The organism is Chryseobacterium sp. CG10_8 (assembly GCF_058117085.1).
The window spans coordinates 15,415-36,952 of sequence record NZ_JBYVEB010000021.1 but is presented as its reverse complement, the minus strand read 5'-3'; the positions used below and the strand labels follow the sequence as shown (position 1 = coordinate 36,952).

General features: G+C 34.9%; 16 protein-coding genes and 1 tRNA gene. 7 read left to right on the top strand and 10 right to left on the bottom strand.

Going from position 1 to position 21,538, the window contains the following annotated elements; translation table 11 throughout:
- Positions 1–133: 133 nt before the first annotated feature.
- From AC4AGG_RS05675 to AC4AGG_RS05655, 5 genes are all read right to left on the bottom strand, one after another.
- The gene (locus AC4AGG_RS05675) at positions 134–694 is read right to left on the bottom strand and encodes a Crp/Fnr family transcriptional regulator (protein WP_489771021.1); all 561 of its coding nucleotides are present in this window, start codon (positions 692–694) and stop codon (positions 134–136) included.
- Positions 695–779: 85 nt separating this feature from the next.
- A complete protein-coding gene (locus AC4AGG_RS05670) occupies positions 780–1,982 on the bottom strand; it encodes an ABC transporter permease (RefSeq protein ID WP_489771020.1) in 1,203 nt (400 codons plus the stop codon).
- Between the two features lie 23 nt (positions 1,983–2,005).
- A complete protein-coding gene (locus AC4AGG_RS05665) occupies positions 2,006–2,965 on the bottom strand; it encodes an HlyD family secretion protein (RefSeq protein WP_489771019.1) in 960 nt (319 codons plus the stop codon).
- A gap of 21 nt (positions 2,966–2,986) precedes the next feature.
- A complete protein-coding gene (locus AC4AGG_RS05660; protein ID WP_489771018.1) occupies positions 2,987–4,393 on the bottom strand; it encodes a TolC family protein in 1,407 nt (468 codons plus the stop codon).
- Positions 4,394–4,675: 282 nt separating this feature from the next.
- Positions 4,676–10,678, bottom strand: a complete 6,003-nt coding sequence (locus AC4AGG_RS05655) for an alpha-2-macroglobulin family protein (protein ID WP_489771017.1) — start codon at positions 10,676–10,678, stop codon at positions 4,676–4,678.
- 60 nt (positions 10,679–10,738) lie between these two features.
- Here AC4AGG_RS05655 and AC4AGG_RS05650 point away from each other — a divergent pair, with 60 nt between their 5' ends.
- Genes AC4AGG_RS05650 through AC4AGG_RS05635 form a run of 4 tightly spaced genes read left to right on the top strand, consistent with a single transcriptional unit; the run spans position 10,739 to position 13,343 of the window.
- Positions 10,739–11,491: a UbiA prenyltransferase family protein gene (locus AC4AGG_RS05650; RefSeq protein ID WP_489771016.1), complete on the top strand. Its 753-nt coding sequence runs from the start codon at positions 10,739–10,741 to the stop codon at positions 11,489–11,491.
- Between the two features lie 9 nt (positions 11,492–11,500).
- Positions 11,501–12,598: a DNA replication/repair protein RecF gene (gene recF, locus AC4AGG_RS05645; RefSeq protein ID WP_489771015.1), complete on the top strand. Its 1,098-nt coding sequence runs from the start codon at positions 11,501–11,503 to the stop codon at positions 12,596–12,598.
- Positions 12,599–12,653: 55 nt separating this feature from the next.
- A complete protein-coding gene (locus AC4AGG_RS05640) occupies positions 12,654–13,007 on the top strand; it encodes a four helix bundle protein (protein WP_489771014.1) in 354 nt (117 codons plus the stop codon).
- A 45-nt stretch (positions 13,008–13,052) separates the two neighbouring features.
- The gene (locus AC4AGG_RS05635) at positions 13,053–13,343 is read left to right on the top strand and encodes a hypothetical protein (RefSeq protein ID WP_489771013.1); all 291 of its coding nucleotides are present in this window, start codon (positions 13,053–13,055) and stop codon (positions 13,341–13,343) included.
- On the opposite strand, the gene AC4AGG_RS05630 is transcribed toward AC4AGG_RS05635, so the two are convergent.
- The 3 genes from AC4AGG_RS05630 to AC4AGG_RS05620 all read right to left on the bottom strand — a co-directional run bounded on the left by AC4AGG_RS05630 (position 13,321) and on the right by AC4AGG_RS05620 (position 17,236).
- Positions 13,321–15,351 (bottom strand): recombinase, encoded by a 2,031-nt coding sequence (locus AC4AGG_RS05630; protein WP_489771012.1) that lies wholly within the window; start codon positions 15,349–15,351, stop codon positions 13,321–13,323. The genes AC4AGG_RS05635 and AC4AGG_RS05630 overlap by 23 nt on opposite strands.
- 11 nt (positions 15,352–15,362) lie before the next feature.
- Positions 15,363–16,019 carry a monofunctional biosynthetic peptidoglycan transglycosylase gene (gene mtgA, locus AC4AGG_RS05625; RefSeq protein ID WP_489771011.1) on the bottom strand — a complete coding sequence of 219 codons (657 nt, stop codon included), beginning with the start codon at positions 16,017–16,019 and terminating at the stop codon, positions 15,363–15,365.
- 191 nt (positions 16,020–16,210) lie between these two features.
- Positions 16,211–17,236, bottom strand: a complete 1,026-nt coding sequence (locus tag AC4AGG_RS05620; protein ID WP_489771010.1) for an ABC transporter substrate-binding protein — start codon at positions 17,234–17,236, stop codon at positions 16,211–16,213.
- Positions 17,237–17,308: 72 nt separating this feature from the next.
- On the opposite strand from AC4AGG_RS05620, the gene AC4AGG_RS05615 reads away from it, so the two are divergent.
- The 3 genes from AC4AGG_RS05615 (at position 17,309) to AC4AGG_RS05605 (ending at position 18,785) form a co-directional block, all read left to right on the top strand.
- Positions 17,309–17,382 (top strand) — tRNA-Arg (locus AC4AGG_RS05615).
- A 141-nt stretch (positions 17,383–17,523) separates the two neighbouring features.
- A complete protein-coding gene (locus tag AC4AGG_RS05610) occupies positions 17,524–18,015 on the top strand; it encodes a hypothetical protein (protein WP_489771009.1) in 492 nt (163 codons plus the stop codon).
- A 74-nt stretch (positions 18,016–18,089) separates the two neighbouring features.
- Positions 18,090–18,785, top strand: coding sequence for an ABC transporter ATP-binding protein (locus AC4AGG_RS05605; protein WP_489771008.1), 696 nt, complete (start codon positions 18,090–18,092; stop codon positions 18,783–18,785).
- On the opposite strand, the gene AC4AGG_RS05600 is transcribed toward AC4AGG_RS05605, so the two are convergent.
- Positions 18,773–19,561, bottom strand: a complete 789-nt coding sequence (locus AC4AGG_RS05600; RefSeq protein ID WP_489771007.1) for a patatin-like phospholipase family protein — start codon at positions 19,559–19,561, stop codon at positions 18,773–18,775. The two genes, AC4AGG_RS05605 and AC4AGG_RS05600, sit on opposite strands and share 13 nt — an antisense overlap.
- Positions 19,562–19,931: 370 nt before the next feature.
- Positions 19,932–21,323 carry a dihydrolipoyl dehydrogenase gene (lpdA, locus tag AC4AGG_RS05595; protein ID WP_489771006.1) on the bottom strand — a complete coding sequence of 464 codons (1,392 nt, stop codon included), beginning with the start codon at positions 21,321–21,323 and terminating at the stop codon, positions 19,932–19,934.
- Positions 21,324–21,538: the final 215 nt, after the last annotated feature.

Here is a 21,538-nt window from a genome sequence, read left to right as displayed (position 1 = left end):
TAAAATTAAAATGAGACAATAAAGTGGGTATTGTAAATACCATCATTCATTAAGTTTTATAGACGTCAAAGTGCGTCTAATCCTCTCACTGGAAAACCATGAGCACATCGACTAAAAGTGTTAAAACGAAGTTTTACTTTTCGCTTCTAATTCGGCTCAAAGTTTCTTGGGAAATTCCAAGATAGGTCGCAATCATTCCTAAAGGAGCACGCAGAATAATATTAGGATTTTCTTCCAGTAAATTGTTATACTTTTCCTTAGCAGTCATGTACTGAAGTGATGATATTCGAGCAGACATCTCTGTCATCAAATTCCCTAAGATATAACGACTGAAATTAGCTGCTGTAAGCGAAACAGCACACAAATCCTCCAATTTTTCGTAATTGCATGTTGTGATAATAGATTTCTCAATCGTCTCTATATTGTTGCGAGAAGGCTGATTTTTGAAAAGAGTATCAATATTTGCAGTGATTCTACCTTCGGAGTAGAAATTAGTCGTAATGTCTTTCCCATTTTCGTAATAGAACATCCTCATCAATCCTTCATCCACAAAGAAAATTTTTCGATTATAGTGATTTTGCTCGCTAAGTAACTTGCCCTTCTCGAAAGTGGCTGTTTGACATTCTTCATGAAAAAACCTTTCGATTTCTTCATCGATTTTGATACGTTTCTCTAGCTCTTGAAGAATTTTCATAGGTATTATTTTCCACAAAAATACAAAAAATGAGCGCTCCAAAACAGCTTTGAAACGCCCATCACAAACATTAAAAATGAAAACTCTACATAATGTCAGTCATTTGACCTTCGTCATTTTCTTCAATTCGATATTCCTTGAATAAGAAATGAATTTTAATCTTCAAAGCAATCCACCCAAGGATAAAATAAACCCATCCTAAAATGAACAAATGCCAGAAATATCGATAAGTAAGATAGTCGGAACCTTTTTCCACTACCATGATTTTTAAAGCCTCTAAATACGGTGTTAAAGGAATAATTTTGGTAAAACCAGCGATAAATTGAGGCATTGCGTAAGTTGGCCAAGTAAATCCGCTAATAATAAAAGCAGGTGAAGCAATAACCATCAAAATTTGGGTCGCTTTAAGTGCGTCTGGAATCAGGATACTTACTAAAACTCCAAGATTGGTTGCCGCCACAATGAAAGCCGCTGTAACCAAGAAAAAGTTCATCACATTTTCTGGAATTGGAATTTTAAAATAAACGCTACATAAATAAAAAACCAGAATATTAAGATTTGAAAAAAGCCAAACCGGAAGACATTTAATCGCCATCACCAAAACCGCATATTTTTCTTTTCCTGCAAAATCCCTAACAAACGAATCTCGCTTGAATTCCTCCGAAAAAGTAACCGCCATTGCCAATAAAATCACCTGCTGCAAAACCACCGCCATCAACGCTGGCCACATAAATATCAAATAATTACTGGTCGTATTGAACAGCGTAATATAATTGGCTTTGAAAGGTTCGATATTACTTTTGGCTTGGTCGGTGTTCATCCCTTTTTTTTGCAAGGCTTTGATTTCAGCTCCTGCAGAAAAAGTCCCCAAAGTCAACTGAATCGCTTTTGAAGCAAAATTAGCGGTGAGAACGTTAGAAGTATTGACATAAACATTAACTTCAGGATATTTTTTTTGAAGCATATTGGCTTCAAATCTTTCAGGAATTACGACCACAGCTCCTGCTTCGGTTTTAATGACCTCATCTTTTAGAGATGCGGGTTCTGCGACATAATTCAAAACTTTAATTGAATTATTGTCCTCTAACATGTCCACAACTTGGTTAGAAAGTGGGGTCTTATCGTGGTTAACAACAATCACAGGAATGTCCGTTACTTTACCACTTTTGTAGGTAAAACCCATTAAAAGCGCGTAAAAAATAGGTGCTACAAAAAACACCGAGAGCATCGTTTTGTTGGTCAAAAACAAGCGAAACTCTCTTTTAAGAAGATATCTTAACTGTTTCATTTTTGTTGAATTTTCGGTTAAGATTACCTTAAAGTCACACTAGAGTTCACCAATAATCCTTTTACTTTTGATTGGTCAATCGGCTTCACTTTAATTTCATAAACCGCATCTTCTGGTTGATAATCTGGGAAAGCGGTGGTTATATCAGCATACTTAGTCAATTGTTTTATCGAAACTATTTTTCCTAAAAATTCTTGGTTACCATAAGTAGATTTCATCGTTACCTGCATGTCTTTTTGATATTTTGAAATTTTACTTTCCGGAATGCTAAACCTAAAATAAGTGGACTCAGGAATATATCCATTAAACAATGCATAACCCGCCGTTGCCAATTCGCCTACATTCAAAGAAATGGTTTCTATTTCCATGTCGTTGGTTGCAATAATATATCTTTCGGAATACGCAATATTAGCTTCTTGTAACACTCCTCTCGCCTGATTTTCTTGCCCAACTGCCATTTCGATTTTTTCGACTCTTGTTCCTAACTCTACATCGTGTAATTCTGCATTAACAGCGTCTAACTGTGCTTTAGCACCTTGATATTTCGCAAAAGCTTCATCATAATTCTGTGGTGACAAAAGACTGTCTTTATACATATTAGTTGCTCTTTTGTAAGATTTTTGAGCAAATTCGTATTGTTCTTTCAGTCCGCTTTGTTTTGCTCTTAATTGACGAAGTTGGTCTGCACTTGCTCCATTCCTTGCCATTTGTGCCTGTGCTGAAGCTGCAGCAGTTGCTCCTCTTGCTTGAGCAATCTTTGCGGTCACTTCTGGTACATCTAACATGGCCAAAGTATCACCCACTTTAACAGTTTGCCCCTCCTGAACATAGATTTTCAGAATTCTTCCTGTTACTTTTGGAGCAAAGGAAACAACTTCCTTTTTAGTTTTTCCTTCGGTTATTTTTTCAGGAGTTTCGTTCTTACAAGCAACCAAAATTACAAGAGTTGCAATAGTGAATAATTTTGCGATATATGATTTCATTTTATTGTAATGTTTGTAGAATTAAAGTTTTTCGATGGATAAATTTTGAGTCGCTTTCATAAGTTCGACCGCAGCTCTTCTTTGGTTAAAAATCGCCGTCTCATATTCGAGTTCCGCAGACTCTAAGTCATTTTCGGCTTCGATTAATTGAGTAGATTTTATCAGACCATATCTGAACTCCTTTTCAGCCTGAGTTAAAGCATTTTTTGCAATTTCCTTAGCCTTGGATTTCAATGCAATCTGAGCATCGGCAATATCATAATTGGTTTGATTATTGGCGAGATTAATTTGAAGTTTTCTTTCAGCATCCGATTTTTTACTTTCTAAAACTTCTCGGTCGATTTTGGCTTTTTCTATTTGATGTTTTCCTTCGTTTCCATCAAAGACATCCCATTTGAACCCCACTCCTGCTTGAAAAACTGGAAATAAACTAAAGTTGGTTAAATCATAATCCAACTTGTTGCTTATACCTGGAATAATTGGCTGTGAAGAAGAAAGATTAGTATTGTAAAATCCTGCATAAGATAGCGAAGTCAACGCCTGAACTTTAGGAATCCACCAAGTTTTTTCAGCTTTTATTTTAGCGTCAATCGCCTTCATTCCAAAATCCAAAGCTTTGAGTTCTGCCCTATTGTCAATGGTCTGATTTGCTACCAAATAGTCAATTTTTTCCAAATCAGGATTGATAAGTGCGATTCTTTCTTTTTCAATACCTGTCAAAATATGTAGTTGAGTGATTAACAACTCTTTTTTTCCTTCGTATTCCACCATTTTCGAATCTAAAGTAGCTTGAGCTAATTCGATTTTCTTATAGTCATAAGGAGTAATTAATCCATATCCAAGCGCTTTTTCCGCAGTTTTTTTGTTAGCATCCAATCTCTTTTTGCTTTCGTCCAAAACTTTTTTTGATTGACTAACCAATGCAAATTGATCATAAGCTTTCGAAATATTGGTCAAAACTTCATCTTGATTTTTAACCTGCAAAGCTTGGATAGCATTACTTTTTTCTTCGACTGCTTTCTTCAAATGTTTAACCTTTCCGCCTGAGTACAAAAGCACTTTGGCTTCCGCTTTCGCTGTGGCATCAAATCCAGAAAGATTGAAGTTGTTATTAAAGGTTCCTTCAGGATAATGGGCACCAGGAAAAATAGGTTGAACTGCAGGAATCGAAATCTCTGGAGAAATAAACCTAGCTGTTCCGTTAAGATATCCGCCTTTTCCAGAAATCTCAAAGGTTGGAAGAAAGACATCTTTTAGTTTTCTCTCATCTAATTCGTTTGATTTCAGTTCTAGATTTTGTTGTTCGATGGTGGCATCTTTGGAAATTGCAGCATTAAAGAGTTCTTGCATTGTCGGTGCCGATTGTGCTTTCAGTATGAAAGGAGAACCGATGATGACAGCAATTAGAGTTCTTCTTAGCGTTTTCATTTTTGATGTTGTTTGTGGATGCAAATTTCCGTTGACCGAAAATGATTTCCTTTGACATTTATCAAAAAGTAATTTTTTGGACTAATTAGCAGCTTAAAAAAATAAACTAAGGACGAAACTTACTAATAAGCGGAGACGCGATGTTGAAAAAAAGTAAGTATATTAACATAAGTAGAGGAAGAACTCTTGTTTTTAGTTATTTATTTTAGCTAAAGCCGACTTGCAAACGAATAAAAAAGTCGGGCTAAAGCCCGACCCTTTTGATTATTCCTATTTTAAAAATTATTCGCTTATCGAAATTTTGGTTCCCTTGGTATGCGCGTTCATTTGTGGAGCGTAATAATTTTGAAGCGTTGTAATTCCGTTGCTGAAAGTTCCTGATGCATTACAGATGTAATCGTACTCAAAAACATATTTCCCTTTCGGCATATATTGTATGTAGAAGTTAGTTGAAGCGTCTTTAGTACTCTCGTAATAACCCAAACCGTTATTCCATTGGTATTTCGAAATAACATTCAGTGGTTCAAAACCTGCCGCTCTCATATCTTTCAGGTGAATGAATTCCATATTTCGGTCGGTGTTCAGAATCATTCTAACGGTTACTTTATCTCCGATTTTCAAAGGTGTTTCCGGTGTGATTTTCTTCAACTCTTCTCCATTTTCGGTTTTCACTTTTTTGTAGAGTTCTTTTGTGATGGAAATGTAAGATTCTGAAGATTTTATTTTATCCAAATCCTCATAATATTGCCAGAATAAACCACCTTGAACAACTCCCGGACTGTCTTTTTTAATGGTAACAGTCGCTAAGTTTTTGTCTAAATTATCAGGAGTCATCGTCTGCTTCACATAACCTGTTGCTTGAGTCTGAGGTAGCAACAATTTTCCACCCCAAGTGATTTCAGCCTTATCTGATTCAACAGAAGTCCATGATTTTCCAGAATTCAAAATCGTGAAGATGACTTCTGCTGTTCCTCTGGAACTTTCCCAAGAATTAACTTCTTTCTGCGTAATGAGCCAAATTTTCATTTCTTCGATGAACTTTTCATCTTTTGGAGTCAATTTTTGGAACGCTTCCAAAGCTCCTGCATGATTCACGGTTTTTGACGAGTACCAACCCCAATCATTTAAATTTTGTTTCCAATAAACACCTTGTGTTTCCGATTGAGTGGACGTTTCTTTAAGGTAAGTCATTAATTTTTGAGAAAGATTCGTCAGTTTGTAGTCATTAAATAACATTGAAGCTCGATGCAATCCGAAAAAAGTAAAATCCTTAATGTCAGCTTTTGGAGCTTTCTGAATGACCAAAGCTTTCAGTTGTGCTCCTTTTCCTTTCAATGGAACTTGAGCTTCCCAATAATGTCTGGTATCCAAATAATCTAAAACAAAATTGTTCCAAATGTTGCTTCGACTGCGCTCAGCAACCGACAAATCGTAATAATTATTCACTTCAGTATCAACATAATTCACCAATTTATTAACCATTTCCTTTTGCTCGGAAGATTGATATTCGGAAAGGTTTCCTTTCAACCATTCATTAATTCGACCTAAATTTTTCAAAATATACAGCGATGTGTAATACGAACTCGGATAACCTTGATACCAAGAAAAACCACCGTCAGGATTTTGAAGTTTAACCAAATCTGACCAATCTTGATTGATGGAATTTCGCATCGTATTGGCGTCAAACAATCTCGCTAATTTTTGCATTTGTTCACCTTCATCTTTACTTTCCAAAACCCAAGGAGTTTCTTCAAGTAGCAGTTGTTTCAATTCTTGATTCTTTTCCAAATTAGACGTCAAAAGACCTTTGCTTTGGTATTCATCAAAAACGGTTTTCATTCTTGGATTGGCTTTGAAAATTTCTGAAGCCAAAACATCTGCAAACCATTTATTGAATTGAACATCCGCAGAGTTATTTTGGTCGTCTTTCAAACTTGGCAAAGCAAACATAATCTCCCAAATCGGATTGGTGGTAAGTTCCAAAGTGTTTGAAACGTTTGAAATGGTTTGAGAGTGCGAGTTTTTTAAATTTTCTAAAGTGAATGTTTTCGTTTGGCCTTCTTTCACAAAAATCGGAACAGCGTCTGTAACCAACATTCGGTTTGGAAGAATGGCAATTGCTTTTTGTTCTCCATCACTGAAACTTCCTTGTCCACTGAGCGAAGTCGAAGTGGCAACCACTTTTAAAATGATAGATTCTACATTGCTTGGAACTTTCAGTTTCCAATTAACGACGGTATTTCCCTGAGCATCTAACGAAAATGTTTTTTGAATGTCATTTAAATTAAATTTACTCGAAATATCATCGTTGGTAAAAGCATCTAATATCTGTAAAGAAGCAATTCCATTAAGAGGCAAAGAAGTTAAATTACTGAGTTTGGATTGCAATTGCAACTCGTCTCCCTCTCTTAAAAATCTTGGATAATTAGGCGTGACGGAAAATTCCTTCTGAGTCACGACTTCTTTTTCTAAAGTTGCGACTCTTGCATCTTTGGTATGAGCCAAGAACATCAGCTTCCACTTCGTTAAAGCTTCTGGTGAAGTAAACTCAAAAGAAACATTTCCATCTTTGTCGGTTAATAAATTGGGATAGAAAAATGCAGTTTCGTTGAGATTTTGGCGAACTGGAACCTTTGATAAATCTTCTTCAATTGGAGGTGGCGGAGTTTGTACTTTCGGAGCTTTCTTTGGTTCTGGAACAATATTTTGGAATACCTCAACTTTATCCTCTCTTATTTCTGACATTGCAGACTTTGCCATTGGAACTGCAGCATCCATAGCGATTCCTCTTTCCATTTCAACACCTGCAGAATCCACAGCCATCACACTTGAAGCTGCATATAAAACTTCGGTTCTATAAATCCCACCATCAAACCAAGAAAATCGTGGAATATTGACATCATAACCTTGTAAAAATTTTGTTCTCTTACTATAATGTTCACTTAACAAGTTCACTCGTTCCAAATAGCTATTAATTAGGTACGGCTTGTAGTAAAGTCGTTGCCAACTATAAGTGTTAGAAGCAAATTGGTCAAGAGATTGGTCATACATATTGGCCAATAATTCGGCTACGCTCAGTGCGGGCTTATCGGCTGCCATGCTGAGCGAAGTCGAAGCATCTTTAACCTTCACTGTCCATTTTTCCTTAGAATTAGGTTGAAGTTTGTCTCTAAAAGTAACTGTTTCTATTTTCAGATTTTTGTCTTCTGATTTGAGTTTAAGATTAACTTCTTTAGTCTGAACATCATTAAATGCCACCACCTGAAACTGAAGATTAAGATTGTCTATACTTTCATCTGATGGAATAAGAGTTTCATAAGCTAAAATTCCATTTTTTGTTTGAAACGATTCTACTTTCGTTTTGCCATTTCCATTCTGCGTAAAGACATTAACCAAAGCATTGGGAATAGCTGAATAAACAAATATGGTTGCTTTCTTTCCTCTTTCGACCTCAGCTTTTGGTGCAATAACTTCTAAAAACGGATGTTGAGAATCTTTCAAGAATCTTTTGTCCCAAACCTTGAAGTTTTGTTCCGTCTTGATGGTGTCTTTTCCTTCGATATTGTAGAGTTCAAGGCGGTAGGTTCCCGCGTCAAGCTTCCCAAGGTCTAACTTCGGGTTTCGGGTTTCAGATTTCGAGTTTTCATTTTTTGTTCCCGTGTCAGAAGAAGAATTCTCGGTTCTCGGTTCTCGATTCTCGATTCTATCCATCACGACTTTCTCAACCTTCCAATTTTTGATTTCATCGTTTTTGTCATACACATCATGCGGAAATCTTTGATTAAATTCTGCAGGCGTGTATTTCGGCAAATCCTGAATCTCAGATTTAAAATTACTTCTGATAATTCGATTAGGTTCTTCTAATTTGGATAGTTTTATGTGGTAAGATTTATTTAAATTTTGCTCGTTATAGTTCTTGGTTTCAACTTTTAATTGAACATTTTCGTCCGCAAAAGTATTTCCAACATTTTCCGCTTGAATATAGTGAGACACCGAAGCTACCTTAACGTTCTCTGTTGCGGATTGCGTTTCTCCATTGATATCGGTAACTGAAGCTTCAATTTCATAATTATCAATCTGAATTCCCTCTAAAGTTTCGTCTTTCTTCAAATCTAATTTAATCGTAAACTCCCCTTTTTCATTGGTTTTAACTTCACCCAAAATAGAATTTTCGTTTTCATTTCCTCTTGGATACCACCAAAAATATCTCCATCTGATATTTTGTTTTTTAATTTCATAATTAACGGTCGAATTGCTTAGAGCCACTCCCGAAAACATCATGGCTTTACCCTTAATTTCAATGGTTTGACCATATTTATATTCATCTTTAACTGGTTCGAAAGTCACTTCAAATTTCGGACGTTTGTACTCTTCCACCTGAAAATCTTTGTAGCCATCGTAATTATCATTTTCAACCTGAAGTGAAAAACTTCCATTCAGTTTTCCCTTTGGAAGAACAAAATTTCCGTGATATGAGCCAAATTCATTGGTAGTAAAATCCTGAGATGACAGCTCTTGACCATTGGCATCAAATAATTTAATACTTTGCTTTAAACCCGAAACAACAGCTTCTTTTTCATCTTTTAGACGAGTGGTAATCGCCTTAAAATAAACGATTTGTCCAGGTCTATAAATCGCTCTATCTAAGAAAATCTGTACTTGAGTTCGTGTCTCCTTGATGTCTCTTGAATAACGGTCACGACCATAGACATTGACAAACTGATAATTATTTCCTGAACTTTTAACTAAATAATAACGATAATAATCCTCGGAATTGGATTTTGGAAAGCTAAATCCACCTTTGGCATCCGTTTTCGTGGATAATTTGTTCAGAGATTTTCCACGAACCCATTCAAAAATTTCAAGATTTTCATTGGTATAAACGTTTCCATTTCCACGATTGACCAAATGGTAAACATCCGAAGCCTCGTTATAACTATTGTTTTCACGCATAAGAAGTCGAGAATCCGACGCAATGAAATAAAAATTTTCCTGAACCGAACCTTCAACAACATATTCTACAACATAAAGTCCAGATGAAAGTGGTTGAATTTCCAACGAAGTTTTATAGGTCTTGAAATCGTTTTTATTTTCCAAATTGTATTGCTCTTTCTTGACCAATGCTTTTTTAATTTCATTGAAAGAGTTTTTGTTATAAGGCTCTGATGCATACCTCATAAAACCTTGCAAATCGTCTTTTACCTCATAAATATTGAGTAAAAAATGGTCAACATTTTTATGTTCAGCCACCAAATGAATCGGTTTTTGGCTTTGCGTTTCATTCTCAAAATGAATTGCCAGAGACGGATTTTTAATTCCGTTTTCTATGTTGGTAATGTTATTAATGAACTTGGATTTAGGAAACATTGTTTTGGCCTTATCTGCCCAATCCAATGCTTTTTTGTAATCTTTATCAGAAGAATATTCAGACATAATATCTTCGATAATTTTCACTTTATAATCTCCATTTGTGGAGCTATCATCTACCAACTTCACCAATTGACTAAGCTTATCTTTACAATTGTTGAATTCGCAATTATAGTTGAGTTTTTGGAGCTGAAAATAGAGTTTGGAATTGCCGGAATTGCTCGAAATTAGTTCATCATACTTTGCATTAATTTTTGAAAAATTAGCTTTTCGTTCGTTGGGTGTAAAGAAATTTTCATTTTTATAAAAATCAAATTCTTGTATTGCATTGTAATCAAACAATGTTGGAAAGTAATCGATGTTTTCTGTCTCTTCAAAAATGCTCTTGTATTTCGAAAGTTGAATCTTTTTTAAATCAGATTTTTTCGATTCTAAAACAGCAAAATTCTTTGTAAGAAAGTTTTTATAATCAAGTGTGCTCCAAGTTTCAATTTGTGTAAAATCTCCAGAATTAAGGTTGGTTCTTTCACTAATTTCCCAATAAGAATTATCAAAATGCTCTTGAAAAAAATCACCCAACAAAACCTGATAAACAAGCTTTTCTTCCCCATTGAGCTCTGATTCCATTTTTTTAAGTTTTGCAAAAAATTGGGAGGCCGAATCGTTTTGAGTGTCATCCTCCGTCACATTGACAATACTGAATTCTGCCTTCAAAGACTTAATTAATTCCACTCCATTATGGTCTTTCTTGGCCTGATTCTGAATTTCCAAAACAATAGGGAGATTCGATTTATAAAGTCCTTTTTTGGAATTGGTTTCAATCTTTTTCCACTGGGTATCGTAATAATTTTGTGCGTCCATTGTTAAAAAACTCCCTATGAAGAGGAGTATGAATAAAATTTTACTTAGGTTTTTCATACTTTTGGGTTTATTATTGGTTTTGACCCTTTTGGTTTCGAACCAGAAGAACTGTCAAAAATGCAATCTTTAAATTTACTAAAAAAATACGTTGTTGATTCCCAATTTTTTATCGCATTAATGGGGACTCTTTTTGCGGTTTTTTTTATGTTGGAGCAAAATGTATTCCGTACAACAACGCTCATTATTATTTTCATCACTTATTTCAGTGGATATCTTTACACTAAATTTCAGCATCAAAAAAAAAATTTCACTAAAGTTCTGATATTCAACATTCTCAGCTTCCTAATTTGTTGCTTTTTGATTTACACAAGCTCTCATGAAATTCATTCTTTAAGATGGTTTATTATTATCACTTTAGGATTGTTATATAACAGTTTTTTCCTCGAAAAAATTATCCGAAAAATCCCATTACTCAAAGTTTTTTACGTTGGTTTAACATGGGCTTTGGTCAACTCTTGGTTAATCTTGCCAGAGTTTAATTTATGGATATTTCTGATTTCATGGTTTTTCATCACAGCTTTGGTTCTTCCTTTTGATATTCGGGATATGAAACAAGATGATGTGGTCACTTTCCCAAGATTAATCGGCGTCCAAAACACCAAATACTTGGCCTACATTTTTGTTATTGCATCAACTATTTTAGCTATTTTTCATTTAAAATTCGAATTTGCATTAGCATTTTATTTAACCTCAATCTCAACCTTTATTCTCATCTACTACTCTGAAAACGCCAATAAAGACTCGTACTTTTCTGTTTGGGTTGAACTTTGTAGCGGACTTCCGTTTTTGTTTTTGGTTTTATTGAAGTAATTTTGACAAATGATTGTCCAAAAACTAAATCTCATCAACTTTAAAAATCATCCAGAAAAATCCTTTGATTTTTCTCCACAAATCAATTGCTTTGTCGGCAATAATGGCGTAGGTAAGACTAATATATTAGATGCACTTCATTACCTTTCGGTTGGAAAGAGTTTTTTAGGAATGTCGGATTTTCATAATATTATGACTTCGACTACGCTCAGTCAACAGGAAGATTTTTTTGCTATCGATGGACAGGTCTTTGATGGTGAAAAGGAAAATTCAATTAAAATTCTTTTACCTAAAGAAAATAAGAAAATCATCAAGCGAAACGATAAAACCTACGAACGAATGAGTGATCACATTGGCTTTTTGCCTTGTGTCATGATTTCGCCTTACGACTCCAATCTGATTTCGGACAGTGGAGAAAGCAGAAGAAAGTTTTTGGATGGAATGATTTCGCAGACCGATTCGGAGTATTTGTTTAATTTAATTCAGTATCAAAAAACGCTGAAACAGCGTAATGCACTTCTGAAATATTTCGCCAAAAACAGAACCTTTGATACCGATTCTTTAGAAATTTATAATTCGCCGTTGTCGGAATTTGGAACTAAAATTTTCGAGAAAAGAAAAGCATTCATCTCGAGATTGAATCCAGTTATTCAGCATTTTTACGAAGTTATTTCAGGAGGAAAAGAGAATATTTCGGTTAATTATCTTTCGGATTTGGATGATTCTGACATTGGTACTCTTCTTCTTCAGAACTTAGATAGAGACCGAATGTTAACCTATACTTCCAAAGGGATACATAAAGATGACCTCGACTTTGAAATGAATGGAAATCCACTGAAAAAATTCGGGTCTCAAGGTCAACAAAAATCATTTCTCATTGCCCTAAAATTGGCTCAAATGAATTTAGTAAGAGAACTGACTGGGAAAACACCTATTCTTCTTTTAGATGATATTTTCGATAAGTTAGATGACCATCGTGTTTCCCAATTAATTGCATTGGTTAATCAAGAAAGTTTTGGTCAAATTTTCATTACCGATACGCACAGAGAACGCACAGAATCTGTCGTGAAAAGAATTAATGAAGAGAGCAGGATTTTTGAGATATGAGTTTTCGGGTTGCGGGGTTACGAGTTTCGGGTTACGAGTTAAAAAAAATTAAAAGATGAGCTACAGGACTTTAGATATTTATAAAATTTCATTCGAATTGTTTTTCGAGGTTCATCGTTTGTCTCTTCAGCTGCCGAAACATGAGCTTTATGAATTAGGAAGTCAAGTCAGACGCTCCGCAGATTCCGTTGTCACCAATATTGTAGAGGGTTACGGACGAAGACGTTATAAAAATGAATATATAAGATTTTTAATTTTTGCGCATTCAAGTAATGACGAAACTATTAATCATCTGGAAAAACTGAATCGTATTTATCCTGAATTTGAGGAATTTAATTTCTTAATTAATAAGTATAATTTACTCGGTGGAAAAATCAACCATTTTATAAATTACATTGAAACCCATTAAAAGTACTATTTATAACCTCGAAACCCGTATAACTCGAAACCCGCAATGAAAAAGAAAAGAGAATTTCAATCGTCCGAATTGGTAAAAGCATTTGCCAGAATTCATGGTTTTGAAGGCAAGTTAATCGCTTTCGAGGTTAAAGATTTTTTGGAAGATTATTTGGACAAATCCTTATTTGAAGAAATTGAGAGTGTTAATCTTAATGACCAAATTCTTTTCATCAAAATAAAATCTCCCCTTTTGAAAAACGATTTCAGAATGAGGAAAACATTTTTCTTAAATAAATTTCAGACCCAATTCCCGGAACAAAACTTTATCGACCTTGTGATTTTGTAGCTCTTGAAGTCGTTGATTTCTCAATCATTTCTCTCGCTTTTCCGTCTAAAAATGAACGAATTGGAAAGAAAAATCTGAATGGATTTTTGAGAAAGTAATGAAATATGTGACGATTGATTTCCCTAACTTCTCCAAGATTAAGCCTTCTGGAACGGAACGCCAAAATCATCGAAAGTCCAAAACTTACCAAAAAGTTACATAGTCCGATTAGTGTTACTGTAATGACTGAAATAATAATGGTATTAAGTCCTACATGAAATCCCTTTCCGTAGAGACCTAATGCAAAATTACCCGCCGAAAATGTAATATGTCGGATATCCAAATCTAATCCGAAAAAATGTCCTAAAGAAGCGGTACAACCTAACATGGTACCGAACCAAAAATTGGAAACAATACCTGCCCAATTTTTTGCGTAAAAATTGGAAAGTTTTTCAGCAAGACTTTTTCCAAAAACCTGATTAATAAACGGACTTTTCAATATTCTTTTAGGAATCTGATAGTACACCGAGTTGTTGCTTACATTCCCGGCAATAACCCCTGAGATAAAGAGATAGAAACCTGCGATACAAGCATGTAACAAAGCCTTTGACTGAAAAAGATTGACATCTCTTAGCAATTTAGTCGATTTTTCGGCAGCAAAATTCTTGTCAAATGCCAAATCTAAACCATAAATTATTAGCAATGCCACTGGAAAAGCCATCAAAACATTTCCAACAAATGCGATAAATTGGCTTCTAAATAATTTAGCAACCACATGAGCGAATTCAAAATAATTTCGTGATGTGTTCTGTTCGTCAGATAGTACTTTAGCCATTGTTGCTGCCGTCATCGCGGGTTGCTTGGTTGCTAATGTAAAGTGTAATAAATAGATCGAGATAAAACCAATGGCGTAATTAAGTGAGTAAAGTACAGCTAAAGAAAAATCGCTCTTCCCTATGTGACCCAAAAAAAGTTTAAAAACTACCAAGAACCCAACAATAAAACCACCTCCTGATGCTTTACGAAGCATCTTCCAATAATCCTTCATGGTAGATGCGATGTAGTGAACTCCAATATGCGCTGTATGATTGGTTATCAAATTAGACATCAACGTAGTACTATCATCCAAAAGCTCTTTGATATTATTCTTTTTGGATTTGTATTCCAAAACACTAAAAAACAATTCTTTAGACCTTACATTAACATCATTTTCCGTATTGATTTCCAATAAGCCGACCAAATCTTTGATTCGTCTAACTTGTTGTCTAATTTTAATCAAGGACTGATTGATTTTTCCAGAAATACCGTACTTCTGAGAGTTTCGGAACGCCATTTCCACAAAATCCAAACATTGTTGAATGAAAATATAGATTTGACGGTAGTTTTCGTCTCTGCGAGTAGGCGCAAAATTTGGATTTTCTCTAAAACGGGCCGTCAAGAATTCGATTTCGTGTTCTAAAGCCACAAAAGGATTATCGTAATTTTTGTACTGAGGAACCATGTTGACCACCTCAACCTCCATCGCGTTACCAATTGCTCGCCAAGAAAGAACGTTGAGCGCAAGATAAATATCTTTTTTTACTGATTTTTTAGTAATAAAATCCTGAACTTCAAGTAGTTTAAAAAGTTCATCCAAATCAGACTCTTCAATATTCCTAAAATATTGTAAATCTTTAGCTGGATTAACGAAAACATAATCAACAAGATGCCAAATGGTATTTTCATTATCTGCTGCAGGTAAAATCTGATTCAGAACTCTTTTCTTTAATTCCGGATAAAAAGAGTTCTCAGAAAGTATGTTAGCTTCCGTTAAAGAAACTACAAAAGGTTTCCCTGCGAAGAGTCGATGAATATAGTTTCTGAAATTAATGGTAATATCAGAATTTTCCTTTAGAAAATTTAAAACCGTTTTAAAATCCTCTTTTCTGATGCTTAGGAAGACATCAGATAATGGATCAAGCGATGTAACTAAATCGGGTGAGGAAAAATGTCGCTCGAAAACAACTTGGAAATTCTCCCTTTTCCTCATGAAGAGAGATTTCATTTCGTAGTAGTATTCAATACAACATTATTCATTTGGCGCATAATCCAACTATGTTTTCTTCGTAAATAAGGCGATGGATTTTTCGGATCATATTTTTGTGGATTGGGAAGCACTGCCGCAATCCATGCTGCTTCACTTTTACTCAAATCCTTTGAAGACTTATTGAAATAATATTGAGAAGCTGCTTCCACGCCAAAAACGCCCTGTCCCATTTCGATACAGTTAAGGTAGCGCTCCAAAATCACTTCTTTTCCCCAAACCAACTCTATAATAAAAGTATATACTGTCTCTAATCCCTTTCTCAGCCAGCTTCTACCCTGCCAAAGAAAAACATTTTTTGCGGTCTGCTGAGATATGGTACTTCCCCCTTTAACTTTTTTTCCCTTTTCATTGTTTTGGTAGGCTTTTTCGATCGCCTCGTAATCGAATCCATTGTGGTCAAAAAATTTTTGATCTTCCGATGCGATAACAGCCTTCTTGATATTACTTCCCATATCATCATAGGAAATATAATCTCTATCTAGCTTTCCATACTCAATAAGACCACCTAACTGCGTAAAAGTAATAGGTGGATTAAAAAATCTTCCCCATACAATAAACAGAATATTCGCTAAAATCAGAATATAAATCGTCTTTTTAATTCTCTTCCACATACGATAATTGATTGAAGCAAAAATATAAAAATGTTCTTATAAAATAACGCCTTGCAAACATTTTGTGAAAAAGATGCGAAAAGACATAGAGACTAGGAAATAAAGGCGTTTGACGAAGTCTAAAAAATATAAGACCATGGCTGATTACAACTTTGCAGATAGTTTTTTTTTCGAATTTATATTATCAAAAATCAATGTAATTCCTTCATGTACAGCAATTGGTAATTTGGCAAGAGTTCCGGATGAAAAATCTTGATATAATCCTTCAATACCCAGTCCGCTCTGACTACCCCACTTTCGAAAAAGTCGTTAGCTCTGCCTTCTTCCCTACCTGTCACCGAATAAATTTTTCCTTTTTTAAAAACTTCCATCTGAGAATAAGCAGGTTGCATCGCCAACATCTCCGATTTTGACTTATGATTTCCAGCATTGACCCAAAACGAAACGTTTTTAGATTTTGAAAAAACTTCTTCAAAACTCATAGATACAGCATCTGTACTTTGATTGCCTTCAAGAAAATATCTTGCTCCACTATCCTTTAAATAATGAGCCACAAAAGAATTCCCTCCTGGCAAATACCATTGATTACCATAAATTTCATTACATATAACTTCTGGTCTTACGTTTGATTTAGACGCCAAACCTTTGAGCTGATTGTAGTTGGTTTTGATATCCAAAAAAACCTTCTCTGCTTCCGCTTCTTTTCCCATTAGTTTACCAAACAACTTAATGACTGCCGATTTCTCCAAAGGTTCTTTCTCCAAAAATTCATCAATAAAGATGACTTCGATACCATTTTTCCTGAGAAGGTCATACGTGTTTTCGAAACTTGTAATATGATTGGTAAAAATAGCGTCAGGACGAAGAGCTATAATTTTTTCAACATTATATTTTTGCTCGTTCCCAACATCTGAAATTTTGCCCTCCTTCAGCAATTTTCTTACTTTCTCTGAGTAAATATACTCTGGGCTAGAAACTCCAACAATAGATTCCTCCAACGATAATTGCGAAAAATAACCGATCAAACTTGCATTAAGAAGTACCACTTTTTTGTATGGTAAAGCCTTTTTAGGAATCTCATATTGAAAATCACCAGACTTTAATCGCAACAAGCCATTATCTTGATGAAAGGAAATCCTTGATGTAATCTTTACAAGACCAGAACTTTCCGCAGTACCTTCTGATTTTTTACAAGAAATGACGGTTAACAGAAACAAAAAAAAGTAAAAAAAATTGAACTTCATCCTTCAAAGAAATCAAAAATTTATTATATTTGCAACCTCAAATTTGGACACGTAGCTCAATTGGATAGAGTACTTGATTACGGCTCAAGAGGTTGAGGGTTCGACTCCTTCCGTGTTCACAAGATAATCCCAGCGTATCAAAATATGTTGGGATTTTTTATTTCGTTACCAAAAAATTAGTATTTTTGCACCCAATTATTGTGTGATATGGTACCTAGATTGGCACGGAATTTACATACAAAACGCAAAAATATTAAATAATGAAAAAGGCAATTCTACTTTTTACTTTATTGTTTTCCCTTTCTGCTTTTTCACAAATTAAAGTGATTAAGAATGAGACATTGACAGAAGTAGGTAAAGACAATTCGGTTGCACTATACAAGAAACAAAATAAGTATATCTTTAACTATCAAGATATTAACAGCGGAAATCTTAATACTTATCGCTCTTTTACTTTTTTGGATCTTAACAAAGATTATGATCACTTGTACAAACTAATATCTGATGGACTAATAGATGCACCAAAAAATGAAGTCATCATTGAACTTCCTAGCGATATTATAGGGTTGAATTTTGCTAAAAATTATGGTGAAACAACCGTTCAGATTATACATTACATTCAGAAAAATGAAAAAACAGTTGGAAAGACTGCATTTTTAACCAAAAGACAAATTGATAAAATTTTCGGAAAGAAAGTGGCACCAATTGAAAAACCAGTTAGAAAGGTAGAAAAGACTGCTGCGGCAAAATAATAAAACAAGATTAATTATAAAAAAACTCATTCTACTTTGGATGAGTTTTGTTTTTTAAATCAACTTTTAACAACATGGAATTACAAATTAACGGGCTTACAAAAAAATTTGGAACTCAAATTGCGCTTAATGATATCAATCTTGAAATCAAAAAGAATGAAATCATAGGTCTTCTTGGACCTAATGGTGCTGGTAAGTCAACGCTAATGAAATCTATTGTTGGAGCTTTGAAAATCGACCAAGGCCAAATTCTTTTCAATGGACAAGACGTTAGCCAACATGAGATTGAGGCTAAAAGCAAAATTGGTTTCCTCCCAGAAAACAATCCCCTATATTTGGAAATGTATGTGAAGGAATATTTGCAGTTTGTAGCTAATATCCACAAAGTTTCTACTCAAAGAGTTGATGATGTTATAGAATTAGTAGGTATTACACCCGAAAAGTCAAAGAAAATTTCGCAGCTTTCTAAAGGATACAAACAACGTGTTGGATTAGCTCAAGCAATTTTGCATCAACCAGATTTGTTGATTTTGGACGAGCCCACCAATGGATTAGATCCTAATCAAATTATTGAAATCCGAAATGTCATCAAAGAAATCGGTAAAGAAAAAACGGTGATTCTTTCAACACATATCATGCAAGAAGTTGAAGCTTTGTGTTCCCGAGTTATCCTGATTCATCAAGGAAATATTATCATGGATTCTCCAATTGCTGAATTCAAAGGGAAATACGAAAATCTTGAGGAAGCTTTTGCTAATTACACAGCTTGATTAGCAAATATAGTTGCCGAATAGCTTTCTAAAGCTGATTGATATCCAATAGAGAAAATTTCTTCTAAAATTTCAGATTTTCTTTCAAACATTCCAAATTTTGAAAGTTGTTTTGAGGTGATAAACCAATCACAATAGGAAAATTTGAAGACCTCCGTACGGTATGACAACAAATCATATGACCGAGAAACAATGGCTTTGAGAGACTTCAAATCTTCAATGCCTATATCTTGAGGAGGCGATACAAAAACTCCAATCATCTTTTCGCAGTCGCTTTTAATGATATCTGCAGGAAAATTATTGAGTACCCCTCCATCACTGAACAATTGATTTTCCACAATGTGAGGTGTTGTAATTCCCGGAACCGAACAAGAAGCGATAATCGCATCTACAATCTTAAATTCTTCGTCAAAAACCACTTGCTTCCCCGAAACCAATTCGGTTGCGACAATTTTGAGTTCCTTCTTAAGGTCTCCAATTCTCATATCTCCGAAAATCGGCGTCAAGTAGACTTTGAAGATTTTGGAGGATACCAATCCTGGTTGATTGAAGGTAAAGTGCTTCCAATTGAAAAAGTAAATGGACTTAAAAAAGTCCAAAATTTCTTCAGGAGACTTGCCCACGCTATACAATGCACCCACAATAGAACCCGCACTACAACAGGAAATCACGCCAGGCTCAATCCCTTTTTCGTTAAGAAATTTAATAACCCCTGCATGTGCAACACCTTTGGTTCCACCACCAGAAAGAACGAGACCGAGATCGTGGTTTTTCATAGGTCAAAATTAGTAAACGAATGTGTTGACTTGCAGAATTTTCATAATTAATGATATGTATTACCTAAGAATTTTTTCCTTTTTATAGTTTTCTTAAATTCTATTCAATGGATTTTTGTAGATCTTTCTACTTTAACTTTGCATATTCTGAAAAATGAATATCCTTTTTTTGTAATAAGTGAATTTTGACGCTTCGACCACAATCTTGTGTTTAAATAATTCACTATTTTTAGGTTCATAGGGTTGTTTCACTCTGCAAAACCCTCAAAAATTCATGAAATTTCTCAAGTCTACTCCAAAGGAGGGAAATTCTCCAAAAAAAATGGGACACATTACTGTATCCCATTGTTTATAGTGAATAATCTTTCAATTAAATATGAATAACCTCTCCATAAGCAGCAGCTACTGCTTCCATCACTGCTTCAGAAATGGTTGGGTGAGGGTGAATAGATTTGATGATTTCGTGACCAGTCGTTTCCAATTTTCTTGCAACTACTGCCTCTGCAATCATATCTGTAACACCTGCTCCTACCATATGGCAACCTAACCACTCGCCGTATTTGGCATCAAAAATTACTTTGATAAATCCATCAGTATCTCCGTTTGCAGTTGCTTTTCCAGAAGCAGAAAGTGGGAATTTACCAACTTTCAATTCGTATCCTTTTTCTTTAGCTTGCTTCTCGGTAAGACCCACTGAAGCAATCTCTGGATGACAATAAGTACAACCTGGGATATTTCCATAATCAATCATCTCTACATGAAGACCTTTGATTTTTTCTACACAAGTAATTCCTTCAGCAGAAGCAACGTGCGCCAAAGCTTGAGTTGGAAGAATATCTCCGATTGCATAATATCCAGGAACAGACGTTTCGTACCATTCATTAACCAAAACTCTTCCTCTATCAGTTTGGATACCTACTTCTTCTAAGCCAATACCTTCGATATTGGCAGCGATTCCAACAGCTGACAATAAGATATCTGCTTCAAGAATCTCCTCTCCTTTTGCCGTTTTAACTTTAGCTTTAACTCCTTGACCTGAAGTATCTACAGACTCTACAGACGAGTTGGTCATAATTTCGATTCCTGCTTTTTTAAGAGACCTTTCTACATGTTTTGAAACCTCTTCATCTTCTACTGGAACAATAGTTGGCATAAACTCAACAATCGTCACTTTGGTCCCCATTGAATTATAAAAATCTGCAAATTCTACCCCAATTGCTCCCGACCCAACAACAATCATCGATTTTGGTTGTTCTGGTAAAGTTAAAGCTTGTCTGTAACCAATTACTTTCTTACCATCTTGAGGTAAATTAGGTAATTCTCTTGAGCGAGCTCCAGTTGCAATAATAATATGATTAGCTGAATATTCTGTTGTTTTTCCTTCCGCATCTACCACAGAAACTTTTTTACCTTTCTGTACTTTAGCAGTTCCTAATATAACGTCAACTTTATTTTTTCTCAACAAAAACTCGACCCCTTTGCTCATTTTTCCAGCAACTCCTCTACTTCTTTGTACCACTTTGGAAAAATCAAAACCCGGATTCTCAACAGGATTTAATCCATACTCTTCCGCATGTTTGAGGTAATTGAAAACGTGAGCCGACTTCAAAAGCGCTTTGGTTGGGATACAACCCCAATTAAGACAAATTCCACCTAAGTTTTCTTTTTCTACCACTGCAGTTTTAAAACCTAATTGAGCTGCTCTAATTGCGGTAACATATCCGCCGGGACCGCTTCCGATGACAATAATATCGTAATTCATTTTCTTGGAAATTTTAGTGCAAATTTAGGGAATTTTTTTGAGGTGAGCAGTAAGATGATTTTAAGATTAAAAAAGCCAATTCTCTTGAGAACTGTTGAAAAAAATTAAACCAAATCCATCCTTATTTCATTAAAAATTTAAATTAAAAATGGATTCAAATAACACCTTTGGAACAGATTGAATGATGACAAGTCCTTTATTTTGAGTTCATTTGT